We start from the raw sequence: 19,295 nt of genomic DNA on the forward strand, positions 1-19,295 counted from the left end.
TATCGGGGCGCGGCCCACTGGCTGGGCCCGGTACGCCCAGTGGGCCGCGCCCCGATAGAAGCCCCGCGGTGCACTGCCGGGTCCCAGCGCGAAGTAGGCGGCGTCGAACAGCGTGCCCAGGTGGCAGATCTCCAGCTCCGCGTCCGACAGCCGGCCACTGTCGACGAGGAACCGGCCGACGCCGCCGAGCGCGGCCCTCCGGTCAACCGCGTCCCGCCACGAGTCGACGGAGAGCCGCCCGCAGGCGGTGAGGAGCACATCGATACCGGGCGCCAAGGGGCTCTCGGCGTGTACGACCCGACCCTCGGTCAGATAGAGCGTGCCCGCGTCGCACAGCAGGGCGCCGCTGGCCCGCTCGGTGGCGAGTTCGGCGAGGCCGGGTGGGCGGTGGGCTCTGCCGGACCTCATACGAGCGCCAGCCGCCGGGCCAGATCGCGCAGCCGGATCCGGGCGAGCGCCAGGTTTCCCTCCCGGCGGTCGAGCCACAGATAGAGGAAGACACCGCTGTCGAAGGCCGTGTCGACGAAGCGCAGCAGGTGGTAGCAGGTGCGGGTGGTGACGATGACGTCCTCCACGGGGGAGTCCCCGGCCGCCCCGGCGCCCGTGTCCGCCTCCGCCACCTCGGCCGTGTCCGGGTCCGTGGCTGTGTTCGTGGCCGTGTTCTTGTCTTGTTTTTCGACGAACGCGGCGAACGCGGTCTGCTCGGCGGCCAAGCGGGCCAGTTCCGCGGTCTCCGCGGCGGTGGTCTCGGGGTCGTCGTCACGTGTTTCACCGACCATGCCGAGCGCGAGTCCGCTGGTCCACTCGATCACGGCCGCTCCGCGCGCACCGTTCACCGTCATGGCTTCGAGCAGACACTCGTCGATTCCGGGCATGCGGCTCCCCTCCAGCGTGGCCCGTGTCGCACCGGCGGCGTTTCGCCAGTGACGGCGAGGTTACGCACCGTTCAGCTCAGGGGAGGGAAATCCGGCAATGCTCCGAAACGACGGGGTGTTTGTAGTAAGGTCCGCGGCCCGGTCGGGTCAGTGTGCGGCGGACCGCTCGGCGAGCCGGGCCATCTGGTGGCGTGCCAGTTCGGTGGTCCTGCGCATATGGCGCAGCAGCACGGCGAGATCGGCCTCGCTGTCCTCGTGGAACAGCTCCTCCCAGCCCGCGCCCAGCTCCCGCCACACGGCGCCGAACCGTTCCATCGCCCCGGGCACCACCTCCACCAGGACCCGCCGCCGGTCCTGCTCGTCCCGGCGGCGGGTGACCTGGCCCGCCTTCTCCAGCCGGTCGACCAGCCGGGTGGCCGAACCGCTGGTCAGCCCGGTCAGTTCGGCGATCCGCCCGGTGGTGACGGGGCCCTCTTCGAGGGTGAGGAGGTTGAGACACTGCAGATCGGTGGGGTGCATCCCCAGGTGGTCCGCCACCGCCTGGTTGAACAGGATGTACGAGGCCATATAGCGCCGGGATGCCGACCTCAGCTCCGTCATCAGGTCTTCGTGTGCCATCGGCAGGGCCTCCCGCGCCTCTATGTCGTTGTGCTGCGTCTCCGGGCGGCGCGTCTCCATACGGGGCGCGGACGAAATTGCCCCGCGTCCGCTGCGCCACGCAGACATCCTAGTCGCCGCCCCTCGCCGGACGGTTCGCCCAATAAATATTTGCGCCACGCAGTCAATGTGTCATACGTTCTCTGCATGACGCAGATAAACGCATCTCTCCCGGTGGCCGTGTCCGGCGCCACCGGTGCCCAAGGCGGCGCCGCGGCCCGCGCACTGCTTCAGCTCGGCCGTCCGGTCCGCGCGCTCACCCGCGACCCCGCCACACCCGCCGCCGCCGAACTGCGCGCTCTCGGCGCGGAGGTGGTCCGGGCCGACTTCGATGACGAGGCATCCCTGACCGCCGCGCTCGCCGGCACCGGAGCGCTCTTCGCGATGTCCACACCGTTCGGCAGCGACCTCTCCGCCGAGATCCGCCAAGGGACCGCCCTGCTGGACGCGGCGGTCGCCGTCGGGGTGGGGCACATCGTGTTCACCTCCGCCGCCAACGCCGACCGGTCCACGGGCATCCCGCACTTCGAGAGCAAGTGGCGGATCGAGCGACACCTGGCCACCCTCGATGTGACGTGGACTGTGATCGGCCCCGGTGTTTTCATGGAGAACTATGCGAACGGCTGGACCATGGAATCGCTCCGCGACGGTGTCTTCGCGCTGCCCATGCCGCCCGGGCGCCCGTTGCCGCTGATCGCCGCGAGGGACATCGGCGCCTTCGCGGCCCTGGCGCTGAACTGCCCCGCGGAGTTCGGCGGGCGCCGGATCGACATCGCCTCGCAGTGGCGGACATCCGAGCAGATCGCCGCCGCGATCGGCGCCGCGAGTGGTCGCGAGATCCGCCACCGGGAGGTGCCGCTGACGGTCGCCGAGAGCTACTCCGGCGACCTGGCCGCCATGTTCCGCTACTTCCAGGAGACCGGGCTGGACGTGGACATCGACGGACTGCGCCGGGACCACCCCGAGGTCGGCTGGCACACCCTCGAGAAATGGGCCACCGACCGCGCCTGGGACCTCTGACACCTGCTCAGGCGCCCTGTGGCGAAGAGGCCGAGCCTCGACCACGACCCCGCATGCCATGACTCGCGATCATGGACACGACGAGACAGGCCGCTTCGCCGGCCGGTTCCGTCGGCCGACGGTTCGGGACGTTCATGATGGCGCACCGAGCGCGACCTCCCCGGACGGTGGCGGCGTCCGGCTAGCGGGTGTCGGGCGCGCCCCGACGCGACCGACGGAAGGAAACCCGTCGTTTCCCGGCCCGAAGAGCGGGCCGGGAAACGACGTACGCGGTCAACTGGTGGGCTGCTGCGCCGCCCAGGAGTCGAGCACCGTCAGCACGTCCTTGAGGGTGTGCGCGGTGGCGTCCGGCTCCGCCGAGTCCGATCCGCGCTCTTCGTCGGGGATGGCGCTGTGGGGCACCCAGATGGTGCGCATACGGGCCTGCCGGGCACCGTAGATGTCCTCGAAGAGCCGGTCGCCGACGAACGCGCACGAGCCGGGGTCCTCGGCGCCCAGCCGCTCGGCGATCAGCTCGAAGATGAGCGGATTGGGCTTCGTCCAGGGCACTTCGCTGGAGTAGACCGCGGCGTCGATGAGGTCGTGGATGCCGTCCCGCTCGAAGATCTCGTGGTGCCAGTCGGCCGACCACAGCGTGTTGGAGAGCACGCCGACCCCCAGGTCCCGCTCGCGCAGGGTGCGCAGCAGCTCCGAGCCGTCCGGGTCGAGGTAGGTGTGCTCCTCCCAGGCCCTTCGGTAGGTCGCGATCGCCGTGCCGTCCGGGACCACGTCCACGGCACGGAACACCTCGTCGAGGGTGGCCGAGCTCTGTGTGTCCCGGCAGCGGGCCATCAGCTCCCGTTCGGCCTGGAACAGGCGCTCGGCGAGGTCCGGCGCGCCGGCCGGGTCGATCTCGCGCGCGGTCTCCAGCCAGATGCCCCCCAGGTCCACCGTGTGCCAGGGAGTGAGGGTCCCCGCCCAGTCGAAGACGACGTACTTGATGGTCATGCTGCTCCTCGCCCTTCCCGCCCGAACCGGTTACGCCTGCTGTCCCCTGCCCACCGCGGCGCGCAGCAGCACGACGCCGACCGCGCACCCCACCAGCAGCGTCGGGCCCACCGCCCACCATCCGTCCGCCGCCGTGACGACCAGACCCACCAGCGGCGGTCCCGCGAGCGATCCGACGCTGCCGAGCTGGGCCACCACGCCGTTGGCCATGCCGACGTCGGCGCTGGTCCTCACCACGAGGGGGAGGGCCGCGAAGACGGTGGCGACGACCAACTCGTTGGTGACCGCGATCAGCACCGCGCTGGTCATCGAGATGCCCAGCCCGCCCGTCGAACCGAACGCCGCGAAGGCGCCGGCCGGCATCAACAGGGCAGCCGTGAAAAGGTACTTCATGCGCGCCCCACGGCGCAGCAGCACACTCGCCGCGAAGCCCCCCGCCACCCCGGCGAAGGACACGCTTCCGGTGAGCGTGCCGGCCGCCGCGGTGGGCACGTCGAACTCGTCGTGCAGATACGTGGGGTACAGCGCGACGAAGGTGACGATCGTGGCGCTGATGGTGGCGAAGCCGGCGCCGAGCGCGACCGGGCGGGCCAGCCTGCGGGCGCGCGCCCGGCGATCACCGGAGCCGTCCCCATCCCCATGACGGGATTCCGTTGCCACCGCCCCATCGGCCGGCCCCTCCGGCTCCGGCCCGGCCGCCCGGGCGCCGGCCCCGGGGAGGTACAGCGCCGCACCGGCCACCGCGAGGGTGGCGGCCGCGGCGACGGTCAGCGAGGCCCGCCAGCCGAACCCCGCGGACAGCAGCCCGCCACCGAACGCGCCCAGCGCGAGCCCCACCGGCATGAAGGTGCCCCAGACCGCCAGCGCCACCGTGCGGCGCCCGTCGTCGCCGAGCCCCAGGATCAGCACCGGGGCCGCGATCACGACGACCACATAGCCCACGCTCTCCACCAGCCGCCCGCCGAGCAGCAGCGGAAATCCGCCGGCCCGGGAGACCAGCAGCCCCGCGAGCCCCATCACCACCAGGCCGCCGATCAGCGTCCGTCTCGGGTCCAGGGGGCGCAGTACGACGCTCACCGCCAGCCCCAGCACGGCGGCCACGGCGGTCACCGAGGAGGCGACCAGGCCCACTTGTCCCAGAGAGAGCCCCAAGTCGTCCTCGAGGTCGATGGATACGGGCGTGATTCTGCCGATGCTGGTGGCAGCCATGACGCCCGACAGGTAAATTAAAGCGAAATACCACCAATATGCCTGGCTCATTTGCTCATCGGATTCCGGAATCCCTGCTTCTGCGGTATCGGTGGTGTCGCTCTTCCTGCCCATGGGTCAAAAACCTTTCCTTACGGGTCAACGGGTCAACGGGTCAACGGGTCAACGCGTCAACGGGTCGACCAACGACATACATCGTGCGGAAACTCAGGGGGGTATCGCTCGACATGGTGGCAGCAGAAGACGGGTCCGTGCCGCGCTCCGGCATTCTTGTGCTCGGTTCCCTGGTGATGGACCGTAAGTTTTTCGCCGCGGGGCTGCTCGAACACGGAGCGGGCCGCGGCGAAACGGTGTGGTCCATGGAGCGGCACCACGGCGGCGTCGGCCGGAATGTCGCCACGAACGCGGCCCGGCTCGGCCACCCGGTCACCTTCACCGGCCTGTCCGGTTTCGGAGCGGACGCGGCGGAGCTGGAGGGCGCCCTGACCCGGCTGGGCGTCGCCCTCCACGTACGACGCGTGGCCGACGGCGTCGGACGGTTCGACGTCACGCTGGACGCCCACGGATCGCAGATCTCCTCGCGTATCGCCCTCCCCGACCCGGCCCTGGGAAGGGCGCTGTGCGGTCCGGAGCTGGCCGCGCGCATCGCCACGGCGGGGGCGGTGGTGATGGAGGGCGGGCTCGACGAGGAGCTGCTGGTGTGGGTGTCGCAGCAGGCCAGACGGCACGCGGTCCCGGTGTGCTGTCTGCCCACCCGGCAGGCCGACTTCGGGCCGCGCGCCCATCTGCTGCCCCGCTACGACGTACTGGTCCTCAACACCAGGGAGGCGGGCGCGCTGCTGGGACAGGACCCCGGCGCGCCCACCCGGCCCGCCGAGCAGGCCGAGCTGCTGATGAGCCGGGGCCCCGGGGTGGTCGTGGTCACCGACGCCGCCCGCGGGGCGGCCCTGGCGGCCGCGACCGCCCCCGGGCCGGTGCACCTCCCGGCCGAGCCGGGCGTATGCACCGATGACACGGGCGCAGGCGACGCGCTGGCCTCGGCCCTCGTCGTCGCCCTGGTGGCCGGCCGGACGCCGCGGGACGCCCTGGCCCATGGGCTGCGCGCGGCCCGGGTGACCATCGCCTGCCCGCACAGCACCTGTCACGCCCTGTCGTCGGACCTCGTCCGGGCGGCGAGCGTCACCCGCAGCTGACGGTGGACTCCACGCGGTGGGCGCGCATCGTGATGCCGTCCTCGGCGAGAGCGCGCGCGATGACCTCGTGGTCGTACGACGCGAGCCCGGCGTCGGTGAGGATCTTCAGATCCGTGGAGTGCATCGGGAAGTCGTCGACGCTGCCCTGCCGGACCTCGCCCACGTTGTGCCCCGAGAATCCCTCGGGCAGTTCGTACGCGCGGTCGGCGAGGCAGGCGAACATCAGCAAGTGGTAGTTGCCCTGATCCCACTTGCCGGTGAACTCGTAGACGGCGAAGAGCGAGCAGGAGTCCACAAGGATGCCGGTCTCCTCGTGGGCCTCCCGCCGCGCCGCTTCCTCCACCGCCTCGCCCGGCTCGATGCCCCCGCCCGGCAGCAGCCAGCTCCCGGCGTACGGCCCCTTGAGCTGGTGGACGAAGGTCACGGTACGGCCGGGCCCCGGCACCACCAACAGGGCGGCGGGCAGCACACGGTCGAAACGGCTCATGCTGATGTCCTCATTCAGTACTCGGTGGGCCGCCCTTCGGGCGGAATGACCAAGGCCAGGCCCACGCGCTCCCCCTCCACCTTCCCCTTGCGGCGATACGGTTCCGTCCGCGTGGTGAATCCGTAGGTGGCCAGCGCCTGCCCGGGGTTCGACAGGTCCGGGCCACAGATGATCACCTTTGAGCGCACATCGAACGCCATCGCCTCCGTGACGAGCTCCTGGCTGGGCTCGTCGGACTCGATGTACGCCACGAACTCCCCCCTGGCCTTGAGCGAGTAGCGTACCGACCGCACATGGTGACCTTGACCACGCAGATGCGCGTACATCAGATACTCGTTCTGGAAGCTCATCAGGGTCAGACCCGAGGTGGCCCCCGCCACGATGGTGGGGAACGGCGCCCCGGGCACGGCGGCGACCCTGCTGACGGTCATCACATTGCTGCGCCGGGCCTCCGCGTAATAGCCCTTGAACTCGCCGAACGGCCCCTCGACTTCGTCCCTGGCCAGGACGTGTCCCTCGATGACATGGGTGGCGTCGTCCGGCACCGGAGGGCTGCCGCCGAGCCCGAGCGGGCGCCCCAGCAGCCGGGAGGCGATCTCGTAATCGTCGCCCTCGGCGGGCAGCCGTGAGGCCGCCACCACGCAGATGGCCGGATCCGCGCCCAGGAACACGGAGATGGGCATCGGCTGCCCGGTCTCCAGCCAGGCCAGCAGATTGCGGTGGCCGTCGGTGCGCGGGTCCAGGAAGATCCGGACCTCGTCGGGTGCCACCACCTGGATCCGGTAGAAGCCGAGGTTGACCCCGCTTCCGTCGGGCCGGGTGGTCACCCCCACGCCCGCGGTGATGTACGGGCCCGCGTCGCCGGGGCGGTGCTGCAGGATCGGCAGGGCGTACAGCAGATCGCCCAACTCCTCGCGCAGACCGCCGCTTCGGTCCTCGCGCAGGGGGTGCGCGGGGCCCGCCAGCCGGTCGGACATCTCCGACAGGCGCTTCTCCTCGGTGGTGCCGAGCGCGGCGAGCAGCACCGCCCGCGGATACGGGTGGCCGAGCACCCGGCCGCCCGGGCGCTCCACGACGCCTGTGAACACCGTCGTCGGACGCGTCCCCAGGGCCTTCTCGAACTCCGCGAGGGTACGCGCCACCTCGACCCGGCTGCTGAGCGGAGCGTCACAGGTGTACAGGTCCACCGCGTCGTAACAGGAGGGGAGGGACAGCTCGGCCGCGCTGTCCACCGGGACGAGACCGCGGCCGGGCAGACCCCGCGGCCCTCCGGCCGTCATGGGCGGGCCTCCCGTGCGGTGGCGGGAAACGGCCGGCAGTCCGCGGTGCTCTCCCGGTCGGTCTCCCACGGAAAGACGATCCAGTCATCGATCACCGCGGGACAGTAGTCGGGCACATAGCCGGACTGGTGGTTGCGGACCACCGAGACGAAGCGCACATCGGACCGGGCCACCCCGGCGTCCGCCAGATAGGCCAGCACCACTTCGGCCGTGGAGCCGGTGCCGACGATGTCGTCCACCACCAGCACCCGGTCTCCCGGGCCCAGTGCGGGCGGTGTGCCCATGTCGATGACCGGTGCCTGCTTCGCGGCGTAACGGGTGTCGTCCGCGGTCCTGCGCACGCGGATGGTGTGCTGGACGGGCACATCGAGGGCGCAGGTGAGAAAACCGGCCGGGGTGAGCCCGCCACGGGCCACCGCCAGCACCGCGTCCGGCCGGAAGTCCTCGTCCCGGATCTGCGTGGCGATGTCCCCGACCAGCTCCCCGAAGGAGGCCCAGTCCAGGAGGTAGGGCCCTTGCCGGGACCACATACCGGGCCGCTCACCGGCCACCGCGGGCCGCGCCGTGCCGCCGGAGTCAGTCATTGCCCACCGCCTGGGTGACATGGTCGATGTCGATCTGCTCCGAGCGTTCGCGTGCGTGCGGACGGTTCTCCGCCCGGCCCGCGGAGGTCACCCGGATGAACTCGGCGCGCTCCCGGAAGCCGGTGATGTCCCGCGCCCCCGAATAGCTCATCGCCGACTGCACCCCGCCCATGAGCTGGCGCAGCGTTCTGGCCAAGGGGCCGGTGGCGGGGAAGGTCGCCTCGGTGCCCTCCGGCACATAGTCGTCGACCTCCTCCCGGGTGATCTTCTCGCCGGCCGCATGGCGCAGCGTCAGCTTCATGCCCAGGGAGACAAACCCGTTGCTGACCTTGTACGAGCGTCCGTCCCGGGTCACCGGGCTGGCCGCGCTCTCATCGGCCCCCGCCAGCGCGGAGCCCAGCATGACCGCGTGTGCCCCGGCCGCCAGCGACTTGGCGATATCGCCCGACTGCCGGATGCCGCCGTCCGCGATCACCCGCACCCCGCGCTCGGCCGCCGCGGCCGCGCAGTCCATGACGGCGGTGAGCTGGGGGACCCCGGTTCCGGCCACCAGCCGCGTCGTACACACCCCGCCGGGGCCGATGCCCACCTTCACCACATCGGCGCCGGCCTCCGCGAGGTCTGTGACCCCCGCTGCCGTGGCCACGTTTCCCGCGGCCAGTGGCAGCCGCGGGTAGGCGGCCCGCAGCTTCGCCACCGCGTCGATCACCTGGTCGCTGTGGCCGTGGGCGACGTCCACGAAGAGGACGTCCACCGCGTGTTCGACCAGGCGCTCGGCGCGTTCCCGCCAGTCGCCGGAGACGCCCACCGCGGCGCCGACCAGCAGCCGGCCGTCGGCGGCGCGGGTCGCCCGGTCCGCCGAACCTTCCTCGGGCCGGTGTGCCTTGACCGCGTCCAGATGCCCCAGCTGCTGCTCCACCGTCTGCATGCGGTGCAGCACGCCCAGGCCACCGTTCAACGCCATGGCCAGGGCCATCCGGTCGCCCGTGCACCACTGGGTGTTCGCCGAGATGACGGGCGTGCGCAGCACGACGCCCGGCAGCAGCTCCGAGGAGGTGTCGGCCTGGCGACGGCTGGTCAGCGGGGTGCGCTGGGGCACCAGCAGCACATCGTCGAAGCTCAGCCCGGTCCGCGGAGGTTCACTTACGCGCATCGAGATATCTGCTCCTCTCAAAGGGTGGCGAGGCTCAGAAGCCGGCGCCGCGGAACGATTCGCTGGTGAGGGTGAGCAACTCGGTGCGCAGGGCGCTGTCCTGGAGCGCACCGCGCCACACCGCCGTGGTCATGGTGGCGGGGGTGCGGATGCCGCGCATGGCCATGCACAGATGCTCGCCCTTGCCGATCACGGCGACGTCCGGGGATCCGGTGAGCTTTTCGATGTCGTCCGCGACGTCCTGCGAGAACTGCTCCTGCGACTGCAGCCGGTGGGCATGCTGATGGGCGATCCGGGCGAACTTGCTGAGGCCGAGTACCTGCCCGCGGGGGAGGTAGCCGATGGTCACCCGGCACGAGAACGGTAAGAGGTGGTGTTCGCACAGCGACCACACATGGATGCCCGAGACGGCCACCAGATCACCGCTGCAGTTGGACTCGAAGACGGTGTCGGTCGAGCCCGGAGCGTACTGGGTGAACTCGCGCCACCAACGCGCGTAGCGTGCCGGAGTGTCGCGCAGCCCCTCCCGTTCGGGATCCTCACCGATCTCCACGAGGAGCTGCCGGGCGAGTATTTCCAGGGGATCCTGTGGCGCCACGCTCGGTGCGATCTGCTCGTCCCCCGGCAATTCGTCAATTCCACTGCTCATCAAACACCTCGTTTGCTGCCCCATATGGTCACGTGCAGTCGCCCGGACAGATTCCACTTCCGGCCGACGACCTCGTCCGCGAGTGTGCGGATGCCCTCCTCGATCTCCTCGGGGGACTGTCCGCGCGGCATGATCCAAATGTTCTTCAGCGAGTGCCGCGCCACCAGCGCGTCCACCTCTTCCAGGTCGGACGCGGTCGCACAGACGAACTTGAAGGCCGCGCCGGGAAGCCGGGTGAACTCGCCGAGCACCTCCGGGACGATCCGGCGCTTCTCGGCGATCCCCGAGTGAGCGAGCTTCGGCGACACATTGAACCGGATTCCCGCCGCGGCCAGCGCGGCCTGCGGGGCCACCGTCCCATTGGTCTCGATCTCCACCGCGATCCCCGCCTCGCGCAGCGCGCGGATCACGGGCTCCAGCCTGGATTGCTGGTTGAGCGGTTCACCGCCGGATATGACGATCAGCCCGACGCCGAAGGCCAGCAGCCGCTCAACCACATCGGCCGGGTCCATCGCGTGCAGTTCCTCGGCCGGGCGGTAGGCGATCCCGGTGTCCGAGACGCCCTTCCAGTCCCAGGTGTACGGAGTGTCGCACCAGCGGCAATCCAGATTGCAGCCGCCCAGCCGCAGAAAGGCGCAGGACGTGCCCGTTGAGGGTCCTTCTCCCTGTACGGCCCTAGGTGGGCCCGAAGATCTCGTTGACCACGAGCTTCGGTGCCATCATGTTCACCACCCCCTCTCGTGTCCTCCATCAAGGACCGGACCCCGGTCCGCGGTCACTCGGGCGTGTGTGCTCCGCCCAGGGAAGGGCGGTATGTCGCCCAGGTCTTGGGGGTCTCCGACACGCGTACTGCGGTGAGTTCGGGGAACTCCTTGACCCACCTCTCGTGGAGCCACATGGCGATGTTCTCGGCCGAGGGATTCACCCCGTCCAGCACATCGTTGAGATGTCGGTGGTCCAGTGTCCCGTCCACCCACTTCTGGAAGGCGGAGAGGTCGCCGTAGTCCCGTACGAAACCCGGAAGTGTCAGATCCTCCGGCGCCGCGGACAGTTCCAGGACGACCACATAGTTATGGCCGTGCAGTCGGCCACAAGGGTGACCGGACCGTAAATGATCCAGTTGATGGCTTGCGGAGAAGTGAAACTCTTTGGTGATGGTGAGCATGATGAACCCTTCACCTCGCTCAAGTGAACAGGGAGCAGAAAAACCCTCTACTCCGCTTTCCTGCTTAACACCCTGACGAGCATTCCCGAGCGCACGCAGGATCACAAGAGGGCATCCGGACCTTTACGCTTGACCTACCGTTGACCGGCTGTCGTGAACATGAGAATGTGGGGCCGGCTGCCACCGACCCCACATTCACTGATTTCACACTGCTGCCGGAGACTCAGGTACCCTTCGACGCCTTGAAGTTACGGAAGAGCAAGTAGGTGTCGAGGATGTCCGACGAGGCGCTTTCGACCGATCGATAGATGCCCCACTTGGGTCGGACATAGTCGTCCTGATCCGGGATCTTCACATTGGACATACTGCCCTGGACCGCCACCGGAGCGCTGGAACCGGTGCCATTGCGGGCCACGAATCCCGCCTTGCCACTCGAGCCGATGGTGAACGTCCATTCGATGGTGATCCACTTGTTGCGCAGCGGCGCGAGATTGGTCGAGGCGATATCCGGCGACCCGGAGTTGGCGTAGGCACGGGCCCGCAGGGTTTCCGTGCTGCCGCTGCGGCCCAGATCCAGGACGACGTACGGGCCCCCGTTGTCCACCGGCGTCTTGGTCTGGAAGATATGCGTGAACTTGCTGGTGCCGTGCAGCGAGGTCGGCATGAACATCTCGTAGCTGATGCTCCAGGTCTCGCCGTCACGCATCTTCAGCTTGGTGCCGCCCTGCACCATGCCCTTGGACTCGGTGCGCTGACGGTCCCCGTCGCCGGTGGTGTCCCGGTCGTCCTTCCAGATGTTGAAGCGGTAGTGGTCACCGCCCTCGATGACGACGTAGTCCCGGTCGGGATGGGCGTTTCCACGGTCGGCCTCGATGCCCTCGAATGCCTTGAGCCCGTCGCCGGCCGGGTCCGGGTGCCAGAGCAGCTGCGGCGCGCGAGGCGTTGCCAGTGCGCCGGGCGCCGCCGAGGCCGTCTGGCCGATGGCGAGCGAAGAGCCGACGGCGGCTGCGGTCATGGAGCCGAGTACCGCCCGACGGCTGAAATGGCGTGGAGCGTGTTCGGTCATGTTCGTTGGTTTCCTTCTGAGGATGTCAACCGATGACACACGCGGTGCGGACGGACCGCGATGAAGGGGCCAGGGCGGTCCTACGTGAAGGTGCGTGGCATGCGGCGGGGTGCGGCTCGGTCCCGCCCCCGGGGCACGCCGGAACGCCTCCCACCATGGACTGGACCAATACACCCGTCAAGGCTCCGAACGCTCTTTCATCCGACCTTTACTGAGGGTCGCTTGTGTTCTTTGGTCGAGCGGAAGCCCTGAGCTGGGATCTGATCCTTAACTTGCTCTGTTATTACGGAATACCGTAATCTCCGTCCTATGGCTGATGAGTCCCTGGAGCGACGGCTCACCGCGCTGGAAGAGCGGGTGTCTCGGCTGGAAGCCGAGCCGCAGACGCAGCGGGACGAGGTGTTCTGGGCCCTCGAAGGGCTGCGCCGCCGCCTCACCGGGCCCGGCCAGGTGCTGTTCACCGGTGCGCTGAACCTGCCGACGGGCGAGCGATACGAATGGCAGCAAGGCGCCGAGACGGACCGGCTGTTGGCGGCCGACTGGCCGGAGGGCGCCGCGTCGCTGGCCGCGCTGGGCCACCCCGTCCGGCTGACCCTGCTGCGCGCCGTGCTGTGCGGCACCCGGTCCGCGGCGGAGCTCCAGGAGGCCGCGGGCCTGCACACCACCGGCCAGCTGTACCACCACCTCAAACAACTCACCGCCACCGGCTGGCTTCAGGCCGAGGGGCGCGGCCACTACCAGGTCCCCGCGGGCAAGGTGGTGCCGCTGCTCATCGTGCTGTCCGCGGTGGTGCCGACAAGCAACCGAACGACAGGGGAGTAACCCATGCAGCGGAGGAAGTTCCTCACCGTGGCGCCAACGGCGGCGGGGGCGTCACTGCTGCCCGGCAACGCCGCGGCGGCCGACGACCTGCCCGCCCTGGTGCGCCGCTATGTGAGCCGGGCGCTGGACGCCGGCAGCCCGAGCGTGGTCTGCGGGGTCATCCACGGCACCCGCACCCATGTCGCGGGCGGGGGAGAGGGCCCCGGCGCGTCGGCGCCGGACGGCAGGACCGTCTTCCAGCTCGGCTCGATCACCAAGACGCTCACCGCCACGGCCCTGGCCCGCGCCGTATGCGCGGGCACCACCCGCCTGGACGCACCGCTGGCCCTGCCCGCCGGGTTCCCCGTACCGCACCGGGGGTCGCGGCGGATCACCCTGGCCGATCTGGCCACTCACAGCTCCGGCCTGCCCTCGCTGCCGCCGAATCTGCTCGCCGGCGCCGATCCTGACGATCCGTACGCCCGCTACACACTGGACGACCTGGCGAGCGGCCTCGGCGAGACCACGCTCGCCACCGAGCCGGGCAGCATCTACGCGTACTCGAACCTCGGGTTCGGCCTCCTCGGCCAGGCGCTGGCCTTCGGCGCCGTGGATTCGATGCTGCGACGCCGGGTGACCGACCCGCTCCGCCTGACGGACACCACCACGACGCTGCGGCCGGACATGGCATCCCGCAAGGCCGTCGGACATATGGCCGGACAGCCCGTCCCCGACTGGCACGACCATGTCCTCAGCGCGGCCGGCACCTCGATGTACAGCACCGCCGACGACATGGTGCGCTTCCTCGGAGCCCAGCTGCGCCCGGAGCGCTCCCCGCTGCGAGCTGCCATCGAGCTGACCCAGCGGCCTCACTTCACGGCCGATGACAATCTGCGGCTGGGGCTCGGCTGGCACCTCAGCCGGCTGTCCAGCGGCCGGACCCTGACCTGGCACAACGGCGGCACCGGCGGATTCAGCACCTGTGCGGCGTTCAGCCGGGAGAGCGACTGCGCGGCCGTGATGATGGTGAACACCTACAGCGAGCAGACCGCGACCGACCCCCGGCCGGTCGACGCCCTCACCTTCAGCCTGCTCGGCGAGCTCGACGTGTCGTGAGGGTGTCCTGAAAGCTTCCCGAAGGCGCCCTGAAGGGACAGGAGTTTCATATAAGAACACATATTCTGCAAAGGTTACATGCCTTATAGATCAGGGAATTGGGGCGGATAAGCAGCTTCCGCCTGCTGTCGCCCCCTCTCCCAGGGACACACCATGACCGCCTTGCTCGAATCCCCCCTGCTCCTGGCCGCCGAAAGGCAAACGCTGCGAGACCCCGCCCTCCTGGCGGCCGGCACCACCATCCCCGTGGGCGTCACTCCCCAGGGACTGGCCCTGAGTCCGAACGGCGCACATGTCTACGTCGCCAACCAGGGGTCGAACACCGTCAGTGTGATCGATCCCGTCAGCAACACCGTCACCGCCACCATCCCCACAAACGCCGGGCCATCGCTCATAGCGGTCTCCCCGGACAACACCCGCGCCTACGTCACCCAGTTCGGCGACGCGTCGCTCGGGGTGATCGACACCGCCACCAACACGGTCGTGGCGAACATCGCCGTGGGCGCCGGACCCATCGGGGTGGCGCTGACCCCCGACGGCACCCGCGCCTATGTGGCCAACTTCCAGGACAACACCGTCAGCGTGGTCGACACGGCCGCCGGCACGGCCACCGCCACCGTCCCCGTGGGTCCCGGCCCGGTCGGAGTGACGGTGACCCCCGACGGCACCCGTGCCTATGTGGCCTCCACTGCCGACGGCTCGGTCAGGGTGATCGACACCGCCACCAACACCGTCACCAGCACCACGGTGGTCGGCGACGTCCCGGTGCTCGTGGCGATCACCCCGGACGGCACCCGTGCCTATGTGAGCACCGCCGGCGCTCAGTTCGTCGCCGTGATGGACACGGCCACCAACACGGTCACCACCACGATCCCCGTCCCCACCCCGCGGTCCGTGGCCATCAGCCCGGACGCGACCGTCGCCTATGTGGCCAATCTCGACAAAGACACCGTCAGCGTGATCGGCATCGCTGCCAACGCGGTCCTCGGCACCCTTCCCACCGGAGACGGTCCGCTCGGCGTCGTGGTGACCGCGGACTCCACCCGGCTGTACGTGACCAACTCCCTCGCCAACACGGTCAGCGTGATCTCACCGCAGGCGATTCCCAGTGCCGGGCCGATCACCGGCGGCACCACCGTGATCATCCGGGGCCACAATCTCTCCGGCGCCACCGCCGTGCACTTCGGCACGGCCACCGCCACGATCCTCGCCAACACCTCCACCTCGGTCACCGTCTCCAGCCCACCCGGTTACGGCACGGTCCCCGTGACCGTCACCACCGCCGGCGGCACCGGCAGCTTCGGCACCTTCACCTACCGCCCCACGCCCGTCCTCCTCGGCGCCAACGTGACCAGCAGCCCCTTCGGGGGTGTGGGCGGCGCTCAGGGGCCCACCAGCGGCGGGGGCACCGCCGTCATCACCGGCCTCAACCTGGCCGGGGCCACTGCGGTGCACTTCGGTCCCAGCCTGGCCACCATCGTGTCCGGCACCGACACCTCCCTCACCGTCAACATCCCCGCGGTCCCGGGCCCCGGCCCGGTGACGGTGACCGTGGTCACCCCGGGCGGCACCTCCAACAGCCTCGCCTTCATCTACGTCGACCCACCCACCCTGAACAGCGCCAGCCCCAACGAGGGCCCGACCTCGGGCGGCAATCAGGTCACCATCCAGGGCGCCAACCTCGCCACCGCCCAGTCGGTCACCTTCGACGGCGTCCCGGCGTACTTCTCCGTGGTCTCCGACAACACGGTTTCCGCCACCGCGCCGGCCCACCCCGTCGCCGGGCCCGTCAACATCGCGGTCACCACCGTCGGCGGCAGCGCCTCCTCGGGCCTTTACACGTACGTGGAGAGCCCGGGCTGAAACCCCGGCCCGGGTCCGATCCGGTGTTCCGGAGCTACTGCCGGAACACCGGATCGGGGCAGTTGTCGGGGTCCACCTGGTGGAACAGGACCGGATCCGCGGGGTGCCACCGACCAGCAGCTCCTGGCTTTCGTGGGGCACATCGTCCTCGGGGCTGCCCTGGCAGAAGGTCAGCTCGACGATCCCGAACCCCTCCTCGCCGGGGACGAGTCTGCCAGGCGGGCCTGTCAGTGGTCGTCCGGGTCGATGCGCTCGGTCCAGACCATGGTTTCCTTGATGTCCGCCGTCGGCCCGGAGCCATGGTTGAACCGCCGCTGCCAGCCCGAGTACCCGGGCAGGAACGACTCCATGTCGGTGTCGTTGTGCAGCGTGTACTGCACGATGAGCTTGCCATCGGGGTCGGTGCCCTTGACGACGTAATCCACGTTGTAGGAGCCGAGCAGGGACTGCGCCTCGTTGGTGTCGCCGCCCCAAAGGTTGTCGAGACCGGACATGCCGGCCGCGTCCTCCAGGAATGTGCCCAGGAGGGACTTGTCCTTGAGCCGGTATGCGAGCTGGCCCTCTCCGCTGCCCGCCTTCCATCCGGCGAGCGTCTGGCTCCGGATGTCGTCCATGCTCTCGCTCTTGCGGAGCTGTTCGACAAACGGGTCGTGCTGGGAGAAGAAGTAGTGGTCGTCGCCCGTCCCGGCCACCCAGTTGGTCGCGAGGGTGCGCGGCGTCAGATGGTTGGTCGACGGGAAGGGATCGAGGCCGCCCATGTCCCGGCCGAGCGTGTCGTAGCGGTCCGTGCTGATGCCGCTGGTGTGGTTGACGTCCGTACGGACCTGCCCGGTGTTGAACCACAGCTCCAGGCCGACGTTCTCCATCAGCGTGATCGACAGGTTCTGGTCGGCCTCGAACGCCTCCCGCAGGATCTCGTTGAGCCTGGTCTGGGCGGCGTTCACCTTCTTCACGTCGTCCGCGTCGTAATTCTCCGGGGTGCAGTCCGCGGACAGGACCACCTGGGCCTTCTCGGGGTTGATGTACATCCCCTGCTCGCCGAATTCCCGCACGGCCTCGTTCAGCCGCTTCTGGGCGGCCCTCAGCTCCCCGGCCCCGTCCTCGACGGCCCTGCGCACACCGTCGGCCACCTTGGTGGCGGCGGTCACCTGGCGCTGGATGTCGTCGATCTGCGTCCAGGCGTACGGGGCGGCCATGCCCTCCCAGTACCCCTTGTCCTTCAGGGGCCTCAGCACCTCGTCACGGATCTTGTCGTCCAGGTCCTTGATCTTGTCGTGGACGCCCTTCCACTTCGTGGCCAGCGTGTCGAGACCACCGAAGTCGGCCGATCGGAACTCCTGGTAGAAGGTGGCCATCAGTACCTCGAGATCGACGAGAACGACGGGTCGCCGGCCGGATATGAGAGACCTGATTGACCGCCGCCGTACAGCGGGGAATGGTCCTTCTGGCCGAACGAGTACGCCGTGCCCAGATCCTGCTTCACATGGATATCGGCCGCCGCCCGCAGGCTCTCCGAGATATGGGCGAGCCAGGCGGTGACCGTGCCCGCCTGCTCCTCCCAGTGCTTGTGTGACCGTCTCAGCGCGCTCTCGACCTGGAGGCCGTGCACACCCTTGACCGCGGTGGAGGTCGGCTCCTCCAGTGACGCCGCCTGCTTGTGGAGGGTGTCGTAGACCTCGTCCGCCTTGCCCGCCGCTCCGCGCAGCACACCGGGGGCGATGGCGAGGTTCTGCGGCACCGGGCCCTGGACGCCGGGGGCGAGGGGGCGCTTGGGCGCGGGCGCGTTGGGGTCGTAGATGTTGGGCTTCCCCGGCTGGGCCGACAGAGGCGGCGGGGCGAGGAGCCCGCCCTCCGATGAGCCCGGCGGCAGGGGGAGTTGGTCGTCCTTGGGCTCCGGCAGATCGTTGTCGCTCATGACACCCCCGTTGTGTGCACGACAGCGTACGTAGATTAGCGCCGTGAGCGCTCCGTCACCGGTAAACATGCATTCGAATGCGACTCCTTGGCAGAGCACATTAACTAATATTTAATATCCGCCTGTGGACTCTCCTCGAACCGGGAGCGCTTCCTTGATCATCACCCGTGTGGAGACCTTCGCCATCCCCCCACGCTGGCTGCTGTGCCGCGTGGAGACCGACGAAGGGATCGTCGGCTGGGGCGAGCCGGTCGTCGAGGGGCGCGCCGCCACGGTGCGCACCGCGGTCCATGAGCTGTCCGAACTCCTCATCGGCAAGGAAGCCCTGCGCATCGAGGACCACTGGCAGATCATGACCAAGGGGTCGTTCTACCGGGGCGGCCCGGTGCTCTCCAGCGCGGTGGCCGGGCTCGACCAGGCCCTGTGGGACATCGCGGGCAAGGCCCTGGGCGTGCCCGTCCATGTGCTGCTCGGCGGCCCCGTACGGGATCGGGTCCGCGCCTACAGCTGGGTCGGCGGCGATGAGCCCGACCGGCTCGGGGAGGCGGTGGCCGCCCAGGTCGAGGCGGGTTTCACGGCGGTGAAGATGAACGCCTCGGGGCGGATGACCCGGCTGGCCACCGTCCGTGACATCGATGCCGTCGTGGGCCGGGCCGCCGCCGCGCGGGAGGCGCTGGGCCCCGACCGCGACTTCGCCGTCGACTTCCACGGCCGCTTCACCGCCGCCAACGCCCGCAAGGTGCTGCCGCATCTGGCGCCCTTCAATCCGCTGTTCGCCGAGGAACCCGTCCTTCCCGAGTACACCCATCTGCTCGGCGATCTGGTCGCCTGCTCGCCTGTGCCCATCGCCACCGGCGAACGGCTGTACTCGCGCACCGACGTGCTGCCCGCCCTCCGGGCCGGCGTCGCCGTCCTTCAGCCCGATCTGTCCCACGCCGGAGGGATCTCCGAGGTCCGGCGCATCGCCTCGCTGGCCGAGACCTTCGACACCCCGATCGCGCCGCACTGCCCGCTCGGCCCGGTCTCGCTCGCGGCCAGCCTCCAGATCGCCTTCGCCACGCCGAACTTCCTGATCCAGGAGCAGAGCATCGGCATCCACTACAACGACGGCGCGGAGCTCCTGGACTACGTCGTCGATCGCGAGGTGTTCCGCTTCCACGACGGACACCTGGCCCGCCCCACCGCCCCGGGCCTCGGTATCGAGGTCGACGAGCGGGCCGTACGTGCCGCCGACGGACGCGCCCCCGACTGGCGCGGCCCGATCTGGCGGCACCC

20 protein-coding genes and 1 pseudogene are annotated in these 19,295 nt (G+C 69.7%); 6 read left to right on the forward strand and 15 right to left on the reverse strand.

The features are described from left to right. The 3 genes and pseudogenes from CCN51_RS27900 to CCN51_RS27910 form a co-directional block, all read right to left on the reverse strand. Window positions 1-408 (reverse strand): annotated as a pseudogene (locus CCN51_RS27900) (transcriptional regulator); the annotation flags it as partial. Continuing rightward, window positions 405-875, reverse strand: a complete 471-nt coding sequence (locus tag CCN51_RS27905) for a hypothetical protein (RefSeq protein ID WP_014174445.1) — start codon at window positions 873-875, stop codon at window positions 405-407. The gene CCN51_RS27905 and the pseudogene CCN51_RS27900, both read right to left, overlap by 4 nt. Before the next feature lie 147 nt (window positions 876-1,022). Further along, a complete protein-coding gene (locus tag CCN51_RS27910; RefSeq protein WP_043489324.1) occupies window positions 1,023-1,493 on the reverse strand; it encodes a MarR family winged helix-turn-helix transcriptional regulator in 471 nt (156 codons plus the stop codon). Between the two features lie 186 nt (window positions 1,494-1,679). Between CCN51_RS27910 and CCN51_RS27915 the strand changes: the two genes are divergently transcribed. Continuing rightward, complete coding sequence (locus CCN51_RS27915; RefSeq protein WP_043486295.1) at window positions 1,680-2,552, forward strand: NmrA/HSCARG family protein; 873 nt, start codon at window positions 1,680-1,682, stop codon at window positions 2,550-2,552. Window positions 2,553-2,825: 273 nt separating this feature from the next. On the opposite strand, the gene CCN51_RS27920 is transcribed toward CCN51_RS27915, so the two are convergent. After that, window positions 2,826-3,539 carry an HAD family hydrolase gene (locus CCN51_RS27920; protein ID WP_014174442.1) on the reverse strand — a complete coding sequence of 238 codons (714 nt, stop codon included), beginning with the start codon at window positions 3,537-3,539 and terminating at the stop codon, window positions 2,826-2,828. A 30-nt stretch (window positions 3,540-3,569) separates the two neighbouring features. Then, window positions 3,570-4,862, reverse strand: coding sequence for an MFS transporter (locus tag CCN51_RS27925; RefSeq protein WP_078610353.1), 1,293 nt, complete (start codon window positions 4,860-4,862; stop codon window positions 3,570-3,572). A 113-nt stretch (window positions 4,863-4,975) separates the two neighbouring features. Between CCN51_RS27925 and CCN51_RS27930 the strand changes: the two genes are divergently transcribed. Further along, on the forward strand, window positions 4,976-5,941 hold the full coding sequence (locus CCN51_RS27930) for a carbohydrate kinase family protein (protein WP_158104706.1): 966 nt from the start codon (window positions 4,976-4,978) through the stop codon (window positions 5,939-5,941). On the opposite strand, the gene CCN51_RS27935 is transcribed toward CCN51_RS27930, so the two are convergent. From CCN51_RS27935 to CCN51_RS27970, 8 genes are all read right to left on the reverse strand, one after another. Continuing rightward, window positions 5,928-6,428, reverse strand: a complete 501-nt coding sequence (locus CCN51_RS27935; RefSeq protein WP_014174439.1) for an NUDIX hydrolase — start codon at window positions 6,426-6,428, stop codon at window positions 5,928-5,930. The genes CCN51_RS27930 and CCN51_RS27935 overlap by 14 nt on opposite strands. Window positions 6,429-6,442: 14 nt before the next feature. Further along, window positions 6,443-7,708 (reverse strand): UbiD family decarboxylase, encoded by a 1,266-nt coding sequence (locus CCN51_RS27940; RefSeq protein WP_014174438.1) that lies wholly within the window; start codon window positions 7,706-7,708, stop codon window positions 6,443-6,445. Then, a complete protein-coding gene (locus CCN51_RS27945; RefSeq protein ID WP_014174437.1) occupies window positions 7,705-8,292 on the reverse strand; it encodes a phosphoribosyltransferase in 588 nt (195 codons plus the stop codon). The genes CCN51_RS27940 and CCN51_RS27945 overlap by 4 nt, the downstream gene beginning before the upstream one ends. Then, a complete protein-coding gene (gene guaB, locus CCN51_RS27950; RefSeq protein WP_014174436.1) occupies window positions 8,285-9,445 on the reverse strand; it encodes an IMP dehydrogenase in 1,161 nt (386 codons plus the stop codon). Before guaB ends, CCN51_RS27945 begins: the two co-directional genes overlap by 8 nt. Before the next feature lie 34 nt (window positions 9,446-9,479). Further along, window positions 9,480-10,094 (reverse strand): GTP cyclohydrolase I, encoded by a 615-nt coding sequence (gene folE / locus CCN51_RS27955; RefSeq protein ID WP_106436331.1) that lies wholly within the window; start codon window positions 10,092-10,094, stop codon window positions 9,480-9,482. Next, on the reverse strand, window positions 10,094-10,723 hold the full coding sequence (locus tag CCN51_RS27960) for a 7-carboxy-7-deazaguanine synthase QueE (protein ID WP_342749395.1): 630 nt from the start codon (window positions 10,721-10,723) through the stop codon (window positions 10,094-10,096). Before CCN51_RS27960 ends, folE begins: the two co-directional genes overlap by 1 nt. Before the next feature lie 146 nt (window positions 10,724-10,869). Beyond that, window positions 10,870-11,259, reverse strand: coding sequence for a 6-pyruvoyl trahydropterin synthase family protein (locus CCN51_RS27965; protein WP_043486293.1), 390 nt, complete (start codon window positions 11,257-11,259; stop codon window positions 10,870-10,872). Window positions 11,260-11,482: 223 nt separating this feature from the next. Then, window positions 11,483-12,325: a hypothetical protein gene (locus CCN51_RS27970; RefSeq protein ID WP_014174432.1), complete on the reverse strand. Its 843-nt coding sequence runs from the start codon at window positions 12,323-12,325 to the stop codon at window positions 11,483-11,485. Between the two features lie 309 nt (window positions 12,326-12,634). Between CCN51_RS27970 and CCN51_RS27975 the strand changes: the two genes are divergently transcribed. The 3 genes from CCN51_RS27975 to CCN51_RS27985 all read left to right on the forward strand — a co-directional run bounded on the left by CCN51_RS27975 (window position 12,635) and on the right by CCN51_RS27985 (window position 16,105). Next, a complete protein-coding gene (locus CCN51_RS27975; RefSeq protein WP_014174431.1) occupies window positions 12,635-13,147 on the forward strand; it encodes an ArsR/SmtB family transcription factor in 513 nt (170 codons plus the stop codon). Window positions 13,148-13,150: 3 nt separating this feature from the next. Beyond that, on the forward strand, window positions 13,151-14,242 hold the full coding sequence (locus CCN51_RS27980; protein ID WP_014174430.1) for a serine hydrolase domain-containing protein: 1,092 nt from the start codon (window positions 13,151-13,153) through the stop codon (window positions 14,240-14,242). 153 nt (window positions 14,243-14,395) lie between these two features. Further along, window positions 14,396-16,105, forward strand: coding sequence for an IPT/TIG domain-containing protein (locus CCN51_RS27985; protein ID WP_014174429.1), 1,710 nt, complete (start codon window positions 14,396-14,398; stop codon window positions 16,103-16,105). 227 nt (window positions 16,106-16,332) lie between these two features. Here the strand turns inward: CCN51_RS27985 and CCN51_RS27990 are convergent, their stop codons facing one another. Further along, window positions 16,333-17,460 carry a hypothetical protein gene (locus CCN51_RS27990; RefSeq protein ID WP_014174428.1) on the reverse strand — a complete coding sequence of 376 codons (1,128 nt, stop codon included), beginning with the start codon at window positions 17,458-17,460 and terminating at the stop codon, window positions 16,333-16,335. Continuing rightward, window positions 17,460-18,020 (reverse strand): alpha-ketoglutarate decarboxylase, encoded by a 561-nt coding sequence (locus CCN51_RS27995; protein ID WP_014174427.1) that lies wholly within the window; start codon window positions 18,018-18,020, stop codon window positions 17,460-17,462. Before CCN51_RS27995 ends, CCN51_RS27990 begins: the two co-directional genes overlap by 1 nt. A 154-nt stretch (window positions 18,021-18,174) precedes the next feature. Here CCN51_RS27995 and dgoD point away from each other — a divergent pair. Further along, on the forward strand, window positions 18,175-19,295 hold a 1,121-nt coding region (dgoD, locus tag CCN51_RS28000), incomplete at its 3' end, for a galactonate dehydratase (protein ID WP_086860204.1).

This window comes from Streptomyces milbemycinicus (assembly GCF_002154605.1).
GTDB classification, from domain to species: Bacteria; Actinomycetota; Actinomycetes; order Streptomycetales; family Streptomycetaceae; genus Streptomyces; species Streptomyces milbemycinicus.

Coding starts and splice junctions, on each gene's coding strand:
- CCN51_RS27905 (WP_014174445.1), bottom strand. CDS start 875: ATGCCCGGAATCGACGAGTGTCTGCTCGAAGCCATGACGGTGAACGGT.
- CCN51_RS27910 (WP_043489324.1), bottom strand. CDS start 1,493: ATGGCACACGAAGACCTGATGACGGAGCTGAGGTCGGCATCCCGGCGC.
- CCN51_RS27915 (WP_043486295.1), top strand. CDS start 1,680: ATGACGCAGATAAACGCATCTCTCCCGGTGGCCGTGTCCGGCGCCACC.
- CCN51_RS27920 (WP_014174442.1), bottom strand. CDS start 3,539: ATGACCATCAAGTACGTCGTCTTCGACTGGGCGGGGACCCTCACTCCC.
- CCN51_RS27925 (WP_078610353.1), bottom strand. CDS start 4,862: ATGGGCAGGAAGAGCGACACCACCGATACCGCAGAAGCAGGGATTCCG.
- CCN51_RS27930 (WP_158104706.1), top strand. CDS start 4,976: ATGGTGGCAGCAGAAGACGGGTCCGTGCCGCGCTCCGGCATTCTTGTG.
- CCN51_RS27935 (WP_014174439.1), bottom strand. CDS start 6,428: ATGAGCCGTTTCGACCGTGTGCTGCCCGCCGCCCTGTTGGTGGTGCCG.
- CCN51_RS27940 (WP_014174438.1), bottom strand. CDS start 7,708: ATGACGGCCGGAGGGCCGCGGGGTCTGCCCGGCCGCGGTCTCGTCCCG.
- CCN51_RS27945 (WP_014174437.1), bottom strand. CDS start 8,292: ATGACTGACTCCGGCGGCACGGCGCGGCCCGCGGTGGCCGGTGAGCGG.
- guaB (WP_014174436.1), bottom strand. CDS start 9,445: ATGCGCGTAAGTGAACCTCCGCGGACCGGGCTGAGCTTCGACGATGTG.
- folE (WP_106436331.1), bottom strand. CDS start 10,094: ATGAGCAGTGGAATTGACGAATTGCCGGGGGACGAGCAGATCGCACCG.
- CCN51_RS27965 (WP_043486293.1), bottom strand. CDS start 11,259: ATGCTCACCATCACCAAAGAGTTTCACTTCTCCGCAAGCCATCAACTG.
- CCN51_RS27970 (WP_014174432.1), bottom strand. CDS start 12,325: ATGACCGAACACGCTCCACGCCATTTCAGCCGTCGGGCGGTACTCGGC.
- CCN51_RS27975 (WP_014174431.1), top strand. CDS start 12,635: ATGGCTGATGAGTCCCTGGAGCGACGGCTCACCGCGCTGGAAGAGCGG.
- CCN51_RS27980 (WP_014174430.1), top strand. CDS start 13,151: ATGCAGCGGAGGAAGTTCCTCACCGTGGCGCCAACGGCGGCGGGGGCG.
- CCN51_RS27985 (WP_014174429.1), top strand. CDS start 14,396: ATGACCGCCTTGCTCGAATCCCCCCTGCTCCTGGCCGCCGAAAGGCAA.
- CCN51_RS27990 (WP_014174428.1), bottom strand. CDS start 17,460: ATGGCCACCTTCTACCAGGAGTTCCGATCGGCCGACTTCGGTGGTCTC.
- CCN51_RS27995 (WP_014174427.1), bottom strand. CDS start 18,020: ATGAGCGACAACGATCTGCCGGAGCCCAAGGACGACCAACTCCCCCTG.